Here is a 16,282-nt window from a genome sequence, read left to right as displayed (position 1 = left end):
AGAGAATCGACAAGTGCGGGGAGTCCATGTATCCCGACGCTGATGCTTTGCATACAGCGCGGGACTTATAGCTCCCCGCGCCCCTCCTTTGTTAAAGAGAGAAAACCTGTCCAAACCAGCCCAATTGCGGGGTTATCCCACCCTACCTCAGTCTGCGGGCAACAAGAACCTCTGTTTGGAGAGATGGCCCTCAACCAGAGCCGGCCTTCAGTGCAGTACCGCCCTTGCGCAGGTCTGCCGAAAATCTCGGAACCAAAGCTCTGTCTCGCCGCTGCTCACCCAGGAAGATCCTGAAGAGATCCATAAGTCTACACAACTTTCTTTCCCCCGCGAACTAGTATTTGATAGCGGTGGGAAGTCCGTGCACAGCGGATCGGGCTCCATAGGCAAAAATTTTGTAAGCCCTGTAAGCAATGTAAACAAAAACAAAAAACGGCAACAGTAGAAAACGTAGTCTGCAAACGCTGTGGGCGGATTGTCTGCTAGGGTAGATGCTCTCTGTATTGGGGAAAAGCAGTCGTGAGTGCGATTAGCAACATCATCTTGGTGGGTATGGGGATTCTCCTGACCCTGGCAAGCCTTTGGTACGGGCAAAACCACCATCTGCTTCCCGAATCTGCTGCCGAATCAGCCCCCTTGTTCGACAGCCTCTTTAACAGCACCATAACCATTGCCACAGGGATCTTTTTGGTGGTACAGGGTGTACTTCTCTACTGTATTGTCCGCTACCGCAAGCGGCGAGGCGACAAAGGCGACGGGGATCCCAGTCACGGCAACGTGCTGTTGGAGATCGTGTGGACGGCGGTGCCGGCGGTGATCATTCTTTGGTTAGGCTTGGCCAGCTTGGATGTTTACCAGGCCATCTACGGGGGTGCTGATGTCGGCGGGCACATCCACGCAGCCATGGCGATGGAGTCTTCCCACGAAGCTGAGGCGGGGGATCCCGGCTACGCCTACACGCCTGCGGTGCTACCCGGGAAGGAAATGGGCCAGCCGGATCTGGTCGTTCAAGTGCAGGGCATGCAATATGCTTGGATGTTCACCTACCCGGATTCTGGCCTGGTGGCCAGCGAGCTGCACCTTCCTCTGAACAAGCGGGTGCGCTTGGATATGACGGCTCTGGATGTGAACCATGCCTTCTGGGTACCGCAATTTCGCCTCAAGCAGGATGTGATCCCGGGCCGAGAGACCCACCTGGAGTTTGTGCCCACTCAACTGGGGCAGTACCCCATCATCTGCGCAGAGCTGTGCGGCCCCTATCATGGGGTGATGGCAGGGCAATTGTTTGTGGATACGCCGGAAGACTTCGAGCGCTGGCAGCAGGAGCAAGTTTTGGCCGCCCGTGGCGAGGGCAGCACCTTGGCCCTCGTTTCAGATTTCTCGCCAGTCCATCCCTCTCCTCGGCCAGGCTTCCCTGAGGCCGAGTCTGCCTTTGCCCATGTCCACCACCAGCGTTTGGGCGTCTCCCCCTCAGATTTGAAGTCTCTCCAGTCCCATTCTGGATCCCTTCCTTCCGCAGGCTAGCCGGGATCCCTGACGCCCCTTTGGCCTGCGCTTTTGAGAACACCATTCCGCCGACGCGACACGGGAGCTTTTTGGCAATGACCCAGCTACAAGACAATCCGAGACTTGTTGCTGCACCGAAGGTTGAACTTGAACTTCCTGCTGAGCCTTGGTGGCGCTTCTTTACTTTTTCCACCGATCACAAGGTCATCGGGATCCAGTACTTGGTGACCACCTTTTTCTTCTACTTGGTGGGAGGGGCGCTGGCGACGGCAGTACGGGCAGAGCTGGCTACTCCAGAGGCGGACTTTCTGGGCTTTGAGCGGTACAACGGTGCCTTTACCCTGCACGCCACGATCATGATCTTCTTGTGGATCGTGCCGGCGCTGACAGGGGGCTTTGGCAACTACCTAGTACCGCTGATGATCGGGGCGCGGGATATGGCCTTCCCCAAGCTGAATGCAGTGGCCTTTTGGCTGGTTCCGCCCACAGGGATCCTGCTTTTGGCCAGCCTGTTCATAGAGGCTCCGGCTGCCGGCTGGACTTCCTACCCCCCCCTCAGCTTGATCAGCGGCAAAGTGGGGGAAGAACTCTGGATCCTGAGCATTTTGTTGGCAGGAACCTCTTCCATCCTGGCAGCCGTGAACTTCATCACCACCATTCTGAAGATGCGCATGCCCGGCATGAAGATGGAAGACATGCCCCTGTTTTGTTGGGCCATGCTGGCAGCATCTATTCTTACCCTCATTGCAACACCGGTTTTGGCCGGTGCATTGATTTTGCTTAGCTTTGACCTCTTGGCAGGCACGGCCTTTTTTAACCCCAGCGGCGGCGGGGATCCGGTGGTCTACCAGCACATGTTCTGGTTCTACTCCCACCCGGCGGTTTACATCATGATCTTGCCGGTCTTTGGCATGATCTCGGAGATTTTGCCGGTGCATGCCCGCAAGCCCATCTTTGCCTACAAGGCCATCGCCTACTCCAGCTTGGCCATCTGCTTTTTGGGGTTGATCGTCTGGGCTCACCACATGTTCACCAGCGGCACCCCTGACTGGATGCGGGTGTTCTTCATGATCGCCACCATGGCCATTGCCGTTCCCACTGGGATCAAGGTGTTTAGCTGGCTGGCCACTTTGTGGGGCGGCAAGATCCACTTCCGGTCGGCCATGCTGTTTGGCATGGGCTTTGTCTCGATGTTTGTGATCGGCGGCTTGAGCGGGATTATCCTCGCCTCGGTGCCTCTGGATATCCACGTTCACGACACCTACTTTGTGGTAGCCCACCTGCACTATGTGTTGTTTGGGGGCAGCGTCTTTGGGATCTATGCCGGCATCTACCACTGGTTCCCCAAGATGACGGGGCGCATGTTGAATGAGTTTTGGGGACGGGTACATTTTGTGCTGACCTTCGTCGGCTTCAACATCTGCTTTCTGCCGATGCACAAGCTGGGCCTGATGGGGATGCCCCGCCGCGTTGCCCAATACGACCCGCAATTTGCCGATCTGAACTGGATCAGCTCGGTGGGCGCCTTTATGCTCGCCCTTTCCACTCTGCCCTTTTTGGTCAACGTCATCTACTCTTGGGTGGCCGGGCCAAAAGCTGGGGATAATCCTTGGCAGGCCCTGACACTGGAGTGGACAACTTCTTCTCCCCCGCCCCATCACAACTTTTATGGGGATCCCATTCTGCTAACTGGCCCCTACGACTACGGCTTGCACAGCAAGGAGACGCTGGACTACTTTGCTGCTCAGTTGCAAACCTTGCGGGAGCTGGCGCTGGCAGAAGCGGAGCCTACCTCTTCCTAGCAGGTCGGTTGCCCGGTGGGTAGTTAATCCTCTGCTCACCGGGTACTCCCGTCTTAGTCTTGGGATCTGGGTCAGGCTAACCCCAGCGCTTGGACGATCCCAAGAAGTCTCAGGAATGCGAGAGATGATTTGATTTGGACAGGAATATGCAAGGATCCCTCGCCTCTGAAACGCTGATGGTTGGCCACCCACAGGCCCACGCTGAGCACCCGGATCATCGCGTCTTCGGCATCTTGATGTTTTTGGTGGCAGAAGGCTGCCTATTTTTGGGGCTTTTCATGGCCTACCTGGCCTACAGCCTCACCGCTCCTGTCTGGCCCCCGGAGGGAACCCCAGAGCGGGAATTGCTCTTGCCCGGGATCAACACGGTGATTTTGCTCTCCAGCAGCTTTGTCGTTCACAAAGCCGGGTCGGCCATCAAGGCCAATGATGTCAAGGGCCTGCGACTGTGGTTTGCCCTCACAGCCCTGATGGGGGCGGTTTTCCTGGCGGGTCAACTCTATGAGTACAGCAACCTGGAGTTTGGCCTCACCACCAACCTGTTTGCCAGCACCTTCTATGTTTTAACGGGGTTTCATGGTCTCCACGTGATGGCAGGGTTGCTGTTCATTTTGGCGGTGCTCTGGCGCTCCTTTAAGCCCGGCCACTACAGCGCTCAACATCATTTTGGCGTCGAAGCTGCTGAGATCTACTGGCACTTTGTGGATGGGGTTTGGATCGTGTTGTTTATCTTGCTCTATTTGCTCTGAGGTTGTCTCGAAGCCATTTTGGCAGCAACCCGTAGAGCCATTTCAGCTCTGCCCCATGGTTACCTCAAGTGGCAGTGGAGCGGCTCGCTGGGCCAATGGTTCCCCTCTCCCCAAGAAGAGCGGCGGCTGAGGTCTGAGAGCGGCTGCGGGAAGATGAGCCTTTCTGGAGAAAGGCCACAATCTGGATCAGCGCCTCTTGAAACACCTCTCGCTCTGGCTGACCTTGCTTGAGCTGGTATTCCAGTTGCAAAAGTTGCTGCATCACCCTTAGCAGAGCTGAGCTTTCGAGGGATCCCACCTCTTTTTGCAGAAAGTAAACCCGATTGGGATTCCCGATTTCTGCTTTCTGGGCGATGACTTTGGGATCCCGTTCTCCCTGATCCAGCAGCAGCCGCACCCATAGCCAGGTGCGAAATTGGCCTACCAGCACCGCCAGAATCCTCAGGGCCGGCTCGTTGTGATCCAGCAGATGGGTCAAGATGCGTAGGGCTTGTTCCAGATTCCCTTTGCGCAGGGATCCCGCCAATTGAAAGCTGTTGTAGGCGCTGGCGGGAACTAACGCCTCGACTTGTTCAGGAGAAATGGGATCCTGTTGACCTGCCGTAAACAGGGCCAGCTTTTCCAATTCCATCGCCAAGCGACGGGAGTCATTGCCCACCGCCTCGGCCAATTTCTGGGCGGCTGCCGGGCTGAGGGCCAGATCCCGTTGTTCAGCTTCCCGCTGCACCTGCTGGAGAATGCCCTCCTCATCCCAAGGGGCCAGTTGGGAAAACTCGCGGACAATGGCCGTTTTTTTGAGGATTTTGGTGGATTTCAGGCGCCCATCCGGTTTGCTGCTGGTGGTCAAGAGCAAATGGGTGGTAGGGGGTAACTGGGCCAAGGTTCGCTCCACTTCTTCCCACAGATCTTCCGGGCAATGTTGGGTGAGTGTTGTCTCTTCCAGCCAAACCAAGCGGGCGTTGGATCCCAGCGGCGGGGTCATGGCTTGGTTGAGCCCAGCAACCGTGGATTCCGGCGGCAGGCGATCGTAGTTAAAAGCTGCCCAGTGGGGATCCAGCACTTGATCCCGCAACTGCTGTACCGCCTGCATCAGGCGATAGGTGTCATCTCCCCAGTACAGGTAAACGGGCACGCTTCGACCGAGTGATTTACGAGATGCTTTTCCCCTACTTCCTCCATTTTGCGTAAGCCAGCTCACCTTGTCTAAGCGGTTTGGCTGGGATCCCTGCTCAACTTGGTGGAGGGAGTCAGTCCAAGTGAAGATACCGAGCCCAGCTTGACTCAAGTTGTTTAAGAATAGGTCAAGTACTCGCCCTGTCTGGCGAAAACAAAGGTATCTTTACATAACTTTCATAATCCAGAAGTCTCCGCAGCTCAAAAAGTTCTGTATTCCCACTGAAGAGGTTTCGTAGACCTTCTCCTACAGTTGAATTAGGAGCAGAGACTGCAGGGTTAAAGATTATGGATGGCATTGGCGAGTTTGAGTTTAAGGTGCAAATCTTAGCCCGTTGCATGGGATCCGCCCTGGGTCTGGGCCGTCCTACTCGTATTCAGATTCACTATTCCAACTCCAATTCCCAGAACGCAGTTAGAGCCAAGGAAGGTTGGTCTGGATCCCGCTTAGGCGATCAAATCCCTTCTCCTAATGCCGAAGGTGAAAGAGGATCTCAAGGTCAAGTGTTAGCCTGTGTGGCCTGAAGAATCTTTTGAGAATCGGTCTGTGGTAGGTCAGGAGATCTTCGATTGCGGCAATCCAACATTTGATTGAAGATTGAGATAGAGCTTTTTGTAGTTTTTCCTGCTGTTCTTCTTTGCTTTTTACAGAGACTTGTTCTTAAGATTGAAAACCCAACTTTGATAACTCTTCGATGCCTTTTGTCTTGTAGAGTCTTGTGAGTCAGCCGGTTCTTTGTTTTTGTTGAGGGGTACTTTGTCCGGCTGGCGCGATAAGAAGTTGCGCTCTTCTTCATTGTCTCTTTGCCTCTGGGGATATAGACTAAAGCTTTGTCCCGCTGGTGAAACCAGTAGGATGACTTGAGGTGTGGGGATTTGGGCCCAACACGCCCCAGAGGACTATGGAACGAGCAACGCAACGGTGGCACGGTTTTCTGCTGCGCGATTTTCCCATCAAGGCTTGGTGGCAGGGAAGCCTTTTGGGTCGTCTATTGGGATCCCTGCAGAGTTGGGGGAAAAGCAGCGTATTGGTGCAGACTTCCGACCGCATCGGCCTGGGGCTAGTGCTGCTCTACTGGATTTTCTCTGCACAAAGCTCCACCGGCATCCTGGGCCTGATTTTGCTGGCTATGGCCGCTCTGGTGGGCCTGGGCACTTTGGTGGAAACACCGATTGGGCTGCCGCTGCATCTGCCCCTGGTCCTTTTCTGGGGAATTGCCACCTTGGCAACGATTCTCTCTCCGGTTGCCTACGCAGCACGGGATGGCTGGCTGAAGTTGACTCTCTACCTGGCTGGTTATCTGTTGTTGCATCGTCTGCTGCGCAAACCCCAATTCCGAGATGGGATTGTGGGATCCCTGCTTTTGGTCAGCTTGGTGATGGGGATCCATGGCCTGCGGCAATACTTATATGGGGCAGCGGAACTGGCCACCTGGGTGGATCCGGAGTCGGGCTTGGCAGGTCTGACGCGGGTGTACAGCTATCTGCGCAACCCAAATCTGTACGGGGGCTACTTGATCCCGGTCATTCCCCTGGGGCTGGCCGCCACTTGGATTTGGCCCAGTTGGGGGGCGAAACTCCTGGCCGGGTTTACGACGGCGGTGAACCTGATTTGCCTGTTGCTCACCTACAGTCGTGGCGCCTGGATTGGGGGGCTGGCCACGCTCACCCTGATGGCCGTGCTGTTGGCACAGTGGCATTCTGTCGATTTGCCGGCTCGTTGGCGGCGTTGGGCCTTGCCGGTTCTGTTGAGTGGAGGGGGGGCCGCTTTGTTGCTCGGAATCCTGACGGTACGCCCTCTGCGGCTGCGGGTGCAGAGCCTTTTTTGGGGGCGGCTAGACACCAGCAACAACTTTCGGATCAACGTCTGGGCGGCGGTCTTGGACATGATCCGCGACTTTCCCATCTTGGGGATCGGCCCCGGCAATGTCGCCTTTAACCGCGTCTACCCCCTTTACCAACGAGGCAACTTCAGCGCCCTTGGAGCCTATTCGGTGCCTCTGCAGCTCACCGTAGAGACTGGCTTCATCGGCTCCTTAACTTTCGCCTGGTTCCTCTTGGTGCTCTGGGATCACGGCTGGAGATGCTGGAAAACTTTGCTCAACTTGCGGGATCCGCAGGGTCTATGGGTGGCAGCAGGCTTGGCCGCTTGCACCGGCATGATGGCCCACGGCTTGGTGGATACCATCTGGTATCGTCCCCAGGTACAAATGCTGTGGTGGCTTGCGGTAGCGCTTATTACAGCCAGCTTGGCCTCTCTCAGCCCTCAGCCGCTTACAGATGCTGGTGAGACGCCAGTGGGGACTTCCTCCCGTTAAGGTAGCTTAAGCTTGGCCTTCCGGTCTTGACGGGAGCAAATCCAGAGTGGTAAGCATCTTCAGTAGGAGATAAAAATGTATCTGTTTTTACAATTTGCAGGTGTCAGTAGTGTTAGAAATTAGCGGAATTGTCCGGGGTGCAGGAGGCAAATGAAAAAAATCGAGGCCGTAATCCGGCCATTCAAGTTGGATGAGGTCAAAATTGCTTTGGTCAATGCCGGAATTGTCGGCATGACTGTAAGTGAAGTACGGGGTTTTGGCCGGCAAAAGGGACAAACCGAGCGTTATCGGGGATCCGAGTACACGGTAGAGTTCCTACAAAAGCTGAAAGTGGAGATCGTGGTTGAAGATGACCTGGTGGATACGGTGGTGGAGAAGCTGATTGCAGCGGCTCGCACCGGTGAAATCGGGGATGGCAAGATTTTCATCAGCCCCGTCGAAAAAACCATCCGCATTCGAACTGGCGAGCTCAACCAAGATGCCCTATGAGAAGGGATCACGTTCAGGGTTTGGGTTGCCCGGCCTGAGCCTCGTGTGAGTTTGCTTCATGTCTCTTTTGCTGTATATCTGATGAGGTGTTCTTGCCCTACTTTTCGGGTAATGTGTTGCGAGAAGTACTGTCACTTTAGGTGAGTCGAAAAGCATGAGTACGACAATGATCCAAAAGCTCAAGAGCCAGGTGCCCCAGTGGCTCTGGCGACCGGCCAGGTGGAGTCTGACTGCTGCTCTAATGGCTGCGCTGGTCTTTCTATTCGGCCAGGGAACTGCCTTTGCTCAAGAGGCCGAGGCAGTTCAGAAACACGCTGACGTTGTTTGGACGATCGTGGCAGCAGCCTTGGTGTTCTTCATGCAGGCGGGGTTCGCCATGGTAGAGACGGGCTTTACCCGCGCCAAGAATGCCGCCAACATCATGATGAAGAACTTGATGGACTTCTGCATGGGCTGTTGCGCCTTCTGGTTCATCGGGTTTGGCCTCATGTTCGGCAAAAGTACTGGCTTCTTCGGCACTGACTGGTTTGCTTTTGGCTGGCAGCAGGCTTACGAGGCAGATGGCTGGCCCTTTACTTTCTTTGTCTTCCAGATGGTGTTTGCCGCTACCGCCGCCACCATTGTTTCCGGAGCGATGGCAGAGCGCACCAAGTTCTTGGCCTACTTGATCTACTCCATCGTTATTTCTGGGCTAATCTACCCCATCTCTGGGGGTTGGGCCTGGAACGGGCTGTTCGGCGACTACAACGGCGGCACAGCCGGCTGGCTGGAAAATCTGGGCTACATTGATTTCGCTGGATCGGGGGTGGTGCATTTGGTAGGCGGCGCTGCGGCCTTGGCAGGCGCCATTGTGCTCGGCCCTCGCATTGGCAAGTACGGCCCTAATGGAGAGCCGCGGGCGATCCCTGGCCACAACCTGCCGCTGGGGATGTTGGGGGTGTTTATCCTCGCCTTGGGCTGGATCGGGTTTAATGCCGGTTCCACCACTGCAGCCTCTGTCGATATTGGCTGGATTGCCATGAATACGCTGCTGGCAGCTTCGGCTGGAGCAATTGGGGCGATGTTCACCTCTTGGGTTCATTTTGGCAAGCCGGATATGACCTTTGCCGCCAACGGTGTCCTGGCCGGCTTGGTGGGGATCACTGCCCCTTGCGATAGCGTCCATCCTTTGGGTGCTCTGATCATCGGCTCGGTGGCCGGGATTCTGGTGGTGATTTCGGTGGTGATCCTGGATACGGTGCTGAAAATTGATGACCCGGTGGGCGCGATTTCGGTACACGGCACCTGTGGTATCTGGGGGGTGTTGGCAGCAGGGATCCCCTTCTTTGCCAATGCCAACTATGCTGAAGAGGTCACCTGGGCCCAATTTGGGGTACAAGTGGTGGGCGCTCTGGCCTACTTCCTCTGGCCCTTTATTACCTGCTTGATCCTGTTCTATATCCTCAAGGCTGTAACCGGCCTGCGCACCAGCGCCGAGGAAGAGATCGCCGGTTTGGATGTGGGCGAGCATGGCAACGTGGCCTACCCCGACTTCGTTACTGCTGCCACCGATTCGGAGCAATCTTGAGCCGTTGTGCTCGGTCTGACTTGGGGTTGCCGGATCGGAGCATTGCTGAACTGAGCATCAAATGAGCATCAAAAGGGAGGGTCAGGGCTGGCCCTCTCTTTTATGGCTTGTTGATGTATTTGGTGGCATTGGTGTAGGTGGTTACGGGTAGGAGGGGAGAAATAGCTCAAAATCGAGGTGTGGGACTTGGAATCGAGATGAAAAGTCAGATAGGTGAGACTGTTTTCTCTCGTCTTCGGCAGGGGATCCTTTTGGGTTTGAGGACAGGGGGGAAAGTCCTGCTGGGGGTTGGAGCTTTGCTGGGGTTGGGAAGTTTGGTTGCCCCGCCTGCTCTGGCCCAGATGGATCTCACGGCTCTGGAACAGGCTCTCCCACCCGAGGCTTGGGCTGAGCTACAAACCTTACTGAAAACTCAGCAATACCATGCCGACATCGTCTGGACAACGGTGGCCGGGGCGCTGGTGTTTTTCATGCAGGCGGGCTTTGCCATGGTGGAGGCGGGCTTCACGCGGGCTAAAAATGCTACCAACATTGTCCTGAAGAACCTGATGGACTTCTGCTTCGGGGCCTGCGCTTTTTGGTTTTTGGGGTTTGGGCTGATGTTCGGATCCCATATGGCCGGTTTTTTGGGCACCAACTGGTTTTTTTTCAACTGGCAACAGGGAGCTGAAGCCGGCAGTCAAAACGATGCTTGGCCTTTCACGTTCTTCTGTTTCCAACTGGTGTTTGCCGCCACCGCTGCCACCATTGTCTCCGGGGCAATGGCGGAACGCACCCGCTTTTTGGCTTATTTGATTTACTCCATCGTCATCTCTGGGGCGATCTACCCGATTTCCGGGGGCTGGGCCTGGAATGGCCTGTTTGCCGACTACAACGGTGGTACAGCCGGCTGGCTGGAAAACCTGGGCTACATTGACTTTGCCGGGTCGGGGGTGGTGCACTTGGTGGGTGGGGCTGCAGCTTTTGCGGGAACTTTGGTGTTGGGGCCGCGCTTGGGCAAGTATGGTCCCAATGGGGAGCCGCGGGCTATTCCCGGGCATAGCTTACCCTTGGGCATGTTGGGGGCGTTGATCCTGTGGCTGGGCTGGATTGGCTTTAATGCCGGCTCTACAACGGCAGCGATTCCTGATATTGGCTGGATTGCTTTCAATACCTATTTGGCCGGGGCGGCAGGAGCCATCGGCGCTCTCTGTACTTCCTGGGCCATTTTTACCAAGCCGGACATGACGTTTGCAGCCAATGGGACACTGGCGGGGCTGGTGGGCATTACTGCTCCTTGCAACACTGTTCATCCTTTGGGGGCAATCCTTATCGGCTCGGTGGCCGGGGTGTTGGTGGTGTTGTCGGTGCTGTTTATCGAGGGCACCTTGAAGGTGGATGACCCGGTGGGGGCGGTGTCGGTACATGGGGTGTGCGGCGCTTGGGGGGTCATTGCTGCAGGGATCCCGTGGTTTGCCCATGCGGAAGCGGGGGTGACTTGGGCGGTGTTGCCGGTACAGATTCTGGGGGTTATTGCCCTGGGAGGATGGTCTTTTATCTGTTGTCTGGCTTTGTTTTTGATTTTGAAGGGCACCATCGGTCTGCGCGTCTCGGCAGAAGAAGAGTTGGCCGGCTTGGATATTGGCGAGCACGGCAACATTGCCTACCCTGACTTTGTCACTGCTTCGGGAGAGTTGGAAGGTTGAGTTGAGCAGTACACTGGGATCCGGTTGGATGCACTTTTGGATCCCATGCACCTTCTGATCCCGGCGGCTGGCAGCGGCAAGCGAATGGGAGCTGCGGTCAATAAGCTGTTGCTGCCGCTCTTAGGTCAGCCGATTTTGGCTTGGACGTTGCAGGCTGCGGATCGAGCCAGCTCCATCGAGTGGATCGGCATTCTCTCCCAACCCGGCGATTGGCCAGCCATCGAGCAGATCCTGGCGGCAATGGATCTGTCCACTCCGGTGCAGCTTTTACAAGGGGGGGCGACGCGGCAGGAGTCGGTTTGCAAGGGGGTTGAGTATCTCTATGGGTGGGGGACGGTGGAACGGGTGCTGATTCACGATGGGGCCCGCTGCCTGGCTACCCCTGAGTTGTTCGATCGCTGCAGTGCCGCTCTGCAGCAGGTGGATGGTCTCATCGCGGGGATCCCTGTCAAGGACACGATTAAAGTCGCTGAGGCAGGCCCAAAAGGGATCCAAATTCAGTCAACCCCAGAACGCAGCCGGCTGTGGGCAGCGCAAACGCCGCAGGGGTTTCGCCTGTCGATGCTATGGCAAGCCCATCGGGAGGCTCTGGACCAGGGTTGGCAGGTAACCGATGATGCAGCCCTATTCGAGAAGCTGGGTTGGCCAGTCTACATCGTCGAAGGGGAGGAATCCAATCTGAAGCTAACCACCCCCCTGGATGTGTTGCTGGCCGCACAAATCCTGCAGCAGCGTCTCGGACCAGCGCGTTAGCTCAATTCAATCCCGGTAGGGCCAGTCTCAACCTTGGGAATTAAAAGTAGGAAGGAGGAAATCTAGGTTCACTAAGAGCACTTTGATCACCCCATCTCTTGTGGTCCGTTGGAAATGAAAATGATAAGTCTGGCTGTTTAGAATCTAATGCACCCAAGACACCTGAGACCAAGCAAAAGATGAGATTAATGCACTTTTCACTTTCTTCATAAACTTGCCGTTCTGAGAACCGAACTACAACCCAGCCTCTATCCGCTAGATAAGCATCACGCTTACTTTGCTTAGGATCATTCACAGTATGGGCTGGCCTACACAGATTACCTTCAAGAAACCATGGCTCATCAATTTCAATGTCAATGAGTAAAACGAGTGATCTTTTTCCATCTCTAGATACCTGCATTGCGATATCAGGGGTATAGCACCGGACACTAGACTGCTCTATGCACCAGCACCAGTTGCCCATGCCGATTGCAGCTTGCCCATCAAAGGCTGGGGTAGCTCGGGTAGATTTGGCCTAACAGGGCGTTCCTGCATTCGAGGTAGTTCAGGTTCCGTTGGGCGCTCCGGCATCTGTGGCGGCTCCGGCTCCAGCGGACGGGCAGGCATCTGCGGCGGCTCAGGCTCCGGCGGGCGAGGTGGGAGATCTGGCCCCCTCAGGAGGAGAGCAATCGGCTGGGGTAAAACAACGTAGGGATAATAGTCTTTCCGAACGTACCTTAAGATCGAATACAAATGCCTACCTTGGACTTCCGTGTTCTTAGCTTGAGCTTTCAGGTGAGCTTTCTAGAAGTCTCGCATTGCACTTCGTTGCGCTTTACCGAGAGATTTAGGTCTAAAGTCATTTTCTTGACCCTGACAGCTTTCAAGGCTACCCTAGGGCTTTGCCAGAGGTTCAGAGTGATTAACCGCTTTGCTCGCGTCAGCGGGCTGTGGTCTCCAAACCCAGATGTCGGCATCGCCATTGAAGCGCAGTTCCAAAGTCTGTACTCTAAGCTGATTGATACTCTTCTTATTTGTCAAGACTTGTTTGTAAAGACTTTAGAAAAGGGATCTTCAAAAAAAGAGACCTTCGAATCCCCTCATGGACGGAGTGATTAGCTCTATCCTCTCTGAAGTGGTTCCCTGCTGCTAGGATGCACGCTGCTGGGGTAGGAAGAGACCGAATGAGCGAACAGACTGTGCCCTATTGGCCCGTCCACATTGTCGGCGCCGGCCCTGGGGATCCCGAGCTGATTACCCTGCGGGGGCAAAGACTGCTGGCGGAAGCCGATGTGGTGTTTTATGCGGGATCTCTGGTGCCGAAGGGACTGCTCCAGCACTGTCGCCCTGGGGTTGAGGCCATCGACACGCGCTCCTTCACACTGGAAACGCTGGTGGCACAAATGATCCAACGGGTGGAAGAGGGGCTGCGGGTGGTGCGGCTGCAGGATGGGGATCCCTGCCTTTACGGCGCTTTACACGAGCTGCTGATCCGGCTGGCGGAGGCAGGAATCCCTTTTGAGATCGTGCCGGGAGTAAGCGCCTTTCAATTGGCAGCCGCCCGTTTGCAGGTGGAGTTGACCATACCCAAGTTGGTACAGACGATTATCCTCACCCGCGCCAGCGGTCGCACCCAGGTACCGGAAGCAGAAGCCCTGGCCAGTCTGGCAGCCCACCGCGCCTCTTTGTGTCTATATCTGAGCGCCCGCCACGTAGAACAAGCGCAGGCAGATCTGCTGGCTCACTACCCCGCCGATACCCCGGTTGCCGTTTGTTATCGCTTGGGTTGGCCGGACGAACAGATCTGGCTGGGATCCCTGGCCGAGATGGCCGCCCTCACCCGGCAAGCCGGCTTAGAACGCACAGTGCTCTATCTCGTCAGCCCTGCCTTGAAAGGCTTGTCAAGCTCCAGATCTGCCCGCTCGCGGCTCTACAGCCCTGACCACACCCACCTCTTCCGTCCCAGAATGGGCCGGCAGCCCCGTTTGTAACAGGCTCTTTCAGTATATTGACGGACTCCGGCAGATTGAGCACAATGAGGCAGCGAGATGAAGTCAGAGGCCTGGACTTCTGGCGAGGGGGTACTCGTTTTTGCCGAGAGAAGTGGAGCCCTCTTGGATTGGAGTTGTTACAAGACCATTTTTTCACTCTCTAACTTAACTTTGCGAACTCTAACTTTATGGCTGGCTCATCTGCTGCTCGCAGCGTGGAAACCCTGATCAAGGCTCTGCAGAAGGCCCTGGCCCCCCTGCCAACCCGTTCGGCCCTGAAGCAAGATGTCCTTTACCTCATGGTGGATCTCCCACGGCAGGGGATGTTTAGCCGCTCTATGGTGTTGCATCGAGTTGCCAGCCAATTGGGGGGCTTGCCTGTGCAGGGAGTTAGCCAACTGGTGGTGTACGGTCGGCTTCAGGGGGAAACACAGCCGCAGTGGAAAAAAGTCTTCTACTTGTCCTCTGGGGAAAGCAGTGCCGATGCCACGCAGATTGTATTACCGGGCACCAAGATTTCTGAGATCAAGGTGCTGGAGGCCCAAAAACCTGTTGTGGATCCCGACCACAACTCCGATTTTCGCAAAGTTAAAACTCTGGGGGCACCGGTTCCCAAAATTCAGAAAGAGCGCTGGCCAGAAGCGGCTCCAAGCCAGGCCTCGGTTGGCCATGCCCCTTCCCAAGACGGGATCCCGACCCCTCTGCCCACACCTGCTCGCTCCGGTTTTCCTATCACTGTTCCGGTCAACGTTCGGACACTTGGCCAATGGTTACACAGACCCACCCTACGGCCCTTCCTGGGGGGAGCCCTGGCTTTGTCTCTCCTGGTGGGGGCTGGGTTGGTGGTGCGCTCTTTTGGGCAAGCCGATGTTCCTGCCCGAGCCAGATCGCTGGGGCTGGGGATCCCGCTGTTGATCTTGGCTGCAGGGGGGGGCTGGCTGGGTTGGCAAGGCCGGCGTGCCATCAACACCTTTGAGCGGGAGGGATCCCAGGATCCCTTTACAGAAGGGCTGTCCTTTTTACAGGCCAATCCAATTCCTGAGGCAGTGGAGCGGTTTCAGGAGGCTGTGCGGCAACAGCCGAATCATGTCGAGGCCCACGTTGAGCTGGCCCATCTGTTGGCAAAAACCAACCGACTGCAGGAGGCATTGAGCCACTACCAACAGGCCAAACGCCTGAACCCGAACTGGAGCGGCATCAACACCCACCTGGTGGAAACCCTGAAGGCCCTGGCGCGGCAGTGGTTGGCCCAGCATCAGCCGGATGAAGTCTTGATCCATTTGCCCGAAGCGCTGCCCCTCACCCAGGGATCCGCTCAAGCCGAGATCTTCAGCCTGCTCGGCCAAGCCTGGGCAGAGAAGGGCAACTGGGCAGAAGCGTTAGCTCAGCAACAAAAGGCCCTGGGGCTGGATCCCCACTTCAGCGAGGCCCATCTTTGCGTTGCTCAAATTCGCCTCAAGCTGGGGCAATGGGACGAGGCCATCGATTCCTGTTGGGCTGCTTTGGAGTTGAATGATCGCCTGGGCCTGGCCCACGCCGTGATGGGACAAGCGCTGATGCGCAAAGGTCAGTTAAAAGCGGCAATAGCAGCCTTCCGAACTGCTCTCAACCTGGATCTCGCTCCTGAGTTGGCAGCCGCTGTGCGGGTGGATCTGGGTTTGGCAATGGTACATGCAGGCCATCTGGCTCAAGCCAGCCAGGAGTTCAGCCAGGTGATCTTCAATGGCCAGTTCAAAAGACAGCAGGCTCGCGCCTACTACGGTTTGGGTCTGGTGTTGGCAGGCCAAGAGCAATACAGCGAAGCCATCAAGAACTACCGGCGGGCTTTGGAGCTGGCCCCCGATCTGCACGCAGCGATGGCCGCCATTGGCCTAGCCTACTTGGGGCCCAAACAACGGGATGCCTCTGGGCGCAAGTTCATCCAGCCCCAACAGTTGCAGCAGGCTATGCAGCAGTTTGAACAGGCCCTCGAAGGAGATTCAGAGTTGCCGGAAGCTCACTTTGGCCTGGGCGAAGTGGCGCGCATCAAGGGGGATCTAACCTCGGCGGAGGCCAGCTATCGACGGGCCATTCGCAGCAATGGCAGCTATGGAGCAGCTCACTATCGTCTGGGATCCATCCTTGCCCGCCAAGGCAAGCTGGAGCAGGCCATTGAACACTTTCGCTCGGCTTTGGAAATCGCTCCCAACTTCTCCGAAGCCAGAGTGAGCCTGCAACGGCTTCTCTCCAAACAAACGGAAGAAGCGCATACCGACCTACTCGTCCCGTAA

Annotated in this window: 12 protein-coding genes; 10 read left to right on the top strand and 2 right to left on the bottom strand. The window is 56.2% G+C overall.

The genetic code is table 11. The features are described from left to right. Positions 1-519: 519 nt before the first annotated feature. The 3 genes from ACVWYZ_RS08225 to ACVWYZ_RS08215 all read left to right on the top strand — a co-directional run bounded on the left by ACVWYZ_RS08225 (position 520) and on the right by ACVWYZ_RS08215 (position 4,057). The gene (locus ACVWYZ_RS08225) at positions 520-1,524 is read left to right on the top strand and encodes a cytochrome c oxidase subunit II (protein WP_457466755.1); all 1,005 of its coding nucleotides are present in this window, start codon (positions 520-522) and stop codon (positions 1,522-1,524) included. A 77-nt stretch (positions 1,525-1,601) separates the two neighbouring features. Further along, on the top strand, positions 1,602-3,308 hold the full coding sequence (gene ctaD, locus ACVWYZ_RS08220; protein WP_457466754.1) for a cytochrome c oxidase subunit I: 1,707 nt from the start codon (positions 1,602-1,604) through the stop codon (positions 3,306-3,308). A 146-nt stretch (positions 3,309-3,454) separates the two neighbouring features. Then, a complete protein-coding gene (locus tag ACVWYZ_RS08215) occupies positions 3,455-4,057 on the top strand; it encodes a cytochrome c oxidase subunit 3 (protein ID WP_457466753.1) in 603 nt (200 codons plus the stop codon). 64 nt (positions 4,058-4,121) lie between these two features. Here the strand turns inward: ACVWYZ_RS08215 and holA are convergent, their stop codons facing one another. Then, entirely contained in the window at positions 4,122-5,189 is a 1,068-nt protein-coding gene (holA, locus tag ACVWYZ_RS08210) for a DNA polymerase III subunit delta (protein WP_457466752.1), read from the bottom strand. 943 nt (positions 5,190-6,132) lie between these two features. On the opposite strand from holA, the gene ACVWYZ_RS08205 reads away from it, so the two are divergent. The 5 genes from ACVWYZ_RS08205 to ispD all read left to right on the top strand — a co-directional run bounded on the left by ACVWYZ_RS08205 (position 6,133) and on the right by ispD (position 12,042). Continuing rightward, positions 6,133-7,548: an IctB family putative bicarbonate transporter gene (locus tag ACVWYZ_RS08205; RefSeq protein ID WP_457466751.1), complete on the top strand. Its 1,416-nt coding sequence runs from the start codon at positions 6,133-6,135 to the stop codon at positions 7,546-7,548. A gap of 150 nt (positions 7,549-7,698) precedes the next feature. Beyond that, complete coding sequence (locus tag ACVWYZ_RS08200; protein ID WP_011430352.1) at positions 7,699-8,037, top strand: P-II family nitrogen regulator; 339 nt, start codon at positions 7,699-7,701, stop codon at positions 8,035-8,037. Positions 8,038-8,191: 154 nt separating this feature from the next. Then, a complete protein-coding gene (locus ACVWYZ_RS08195; protein WP_457466750.1) occupies positions 8,192-9,604 on the top strand; it encodes an ammonium transporter in 1,413 nt (470 codons plus the stop codon). A 314-nt stretch (positions 9,605-9,918) separates the two neighbouring features. Then, complete coding sequence (locus ACVWYZ_RS08190; protein ID WP_457466749.1) at positions 9,919-11,289, top strand: ammonium transporter; 1,371 nt, start codon at positions 9,919-9,921, stop codon at positions 11,287-11,289. Between the two features lie 45 nt (positions 11,290-11,334). Beyond that, on the top strand, positions 11,335-12,042 hold the full coding sequence (gene ispD, locus ACVWYZ_RS08185) for a 2-C-methyl-D-erythritol 4-phosphate cytidylyltransferase (RefSeq protein WP_457466758.1): 708 nt from the start codon (positions 11,335-11,337) through the stop codon (positions 12,040-12,042). A gap of 40 nt (positions 12,043-12,082) precedes the next feature. Here ispD and ACVWYZ_RS08180 read toward each other — a convergent pair whose 3' ends face one another. Further along, positions 12,083-12,442: a DUF559 domain-containing protein gene (locus ACVWYZ_RS08180; RefSeq protein WP_148202775.1), complete on the bottom strand. Its 360-nt coding sequence runs from the start codon at positions 12,440-12,442 to the stop codon at positions 12,083-12,085. A 763-nt stretch (positions 12,443-13,205) separates the two neighbouring features. Between ACVWYZ_RS08180 and cobM the strand changes: the two genes are divergently transcribed. Then, on the top strand, positions 13,206-14,012 hold the full coding sequence (gene cobM / locus ACVWYZ_RS08175; protein WP_457466748.1) for a precorrin-4 C(11)-methyltransferase: 807 nt from the start codon (positions 13,206-13,208) through the stop codon (positions 14,010-14,012). Positions 14,013-14,200: 188 nt separating this feature from the next. Next, the gene (locus tag ACVWYZ_RS08170; RefSeq protein WP_457466747.1) at positions 14,201-16,282 is read left to right on the top strand and encodes a tetratricopeptide repeat protein; all 2,082 of its coding nucleotides are present in this window, start codon (positions 14,201-14,203) and stop codon (positions 16,280-16,282) included.

This window comes from Thermostichus sp. MS-CIW-37 (genome assembly GCF_054060065.1).
The sequence above is the reverse complement of the archived record's forward strand: the minus strand, read 5'-3'. Positions and strand labels throughout refer to the sequence as shown.

Coding starts and splice junctions, on each gene's coding strand:
- ACVWYZ_RS08205 (WP_457466751.1), top strand. CDS start 6,133: ATGGAACGAGCAACGCAACGGTGGCACGGTTTTCTGCTGCGCGATTTT.
- ACVWYZ_RS08170 (WP_457466747.1), top strand. CDS start 14,201: ATGGCTGGCTCATCTGCTGCTCGCAGCGTGGAAACCCTGATCAAGGCT.
- ACVWYZ_RS08180 (WP_148202775.1), bottom strand. CDS start 12,442: ATGCAGGTATCTAGAGATGGAAAAAGATCACTCGTTTTACTCATTGAC.
- ACVWYZ_RS08215 (WP_457466753.1), top strand. CDS start 3,455: ATGCAAGGATCCCTCGCCTCTGAAACGCTGATGGTTGGCCACCCACAG.
- cobM (WP_457466748.1), top strand. CDS start 13,206: ATGAGCGAACAGACTGTGCCCTATTGGCCCGTCCACATTGTCGGCGCC.
- ACVWYZ_RS08200 (WP_011430352.1), top strand. CDS start 7,699: ATGAAAAAAATCGAGGCCGTAATCCGGCCATTCAAGTTGGATGAGGTC.
- ctaD (WP_457466754.1), top strand. CDS start 1,602: ATGACCCAGCTACAAGACAATCCGAGACTTGTTGCTGCACCGAAGGTT.
- ACVWYZ_RS08195 (WP_457466750.1), top strand. CDS start 8,192: ATGAGTACGACAATGATCCAAAAGCTCAAGAGCCAGGTGCCCCAGTGG.
- ispD (WP_457466758.1), top strand. CDS start 11,335: ATGCACCTTCTGATCCCGGCGGCTGGCAGCGGCAAGCGAATGGGAGCT.